We start from the raw sequence: 261 nt of genomic DNA, 5'->3' as shown, positions 1-261 counted from the left end.
CTTTCTTCAGCAAGGCGATATACTGCTCAAACAAGTGCTCGTCAACCGATACAACGAGCGTAGAAATACTGATGGCCGCTGCAATCGAGCCGTTATGCTCGAAAATAGGAGCCGCACCACACCGCACACCCGGTTCGTTCACCTGATTATCAACGGCATAGCCAAGCTCTCGCACCCGGTCCAGCTCGTTAACGAAGTCATCCCTCCCCGTAATCGTCGCTTCCGTATACTTGGAGAAAGCATAGCTCCTAAGAAGCTCAT

Annotated in this window: 1 protein-coding gene; it reads right to left on the bottom strand. The window is 51.7% G+C overall.

From position 1 onward, the window contains the following. Nucleotides 1-261 (bottom strand): IclR family transcriptional regulator C-terminal domain-containing protein (locus KVT27_RS25185; protein WP_217582230.1); only part of this gene is annotated, 261 nt, incomplete at both ends.

It is taken from the genome of Lysinibacillus sp. GbtcB16 (assembly GCF_019091145.1).
Classification (GTDB): Bacteria; Bacillota; Bacilli; order Bacillales_A; family Planococcaceae; genus Lysinibacillus; species Lysinibacillus fusiformis.
The sequence above is the reverse complement of the archived record's forward strand: the minus strand, read 5'-3'. Positions and strand labels throughout refer to the sequence as shown.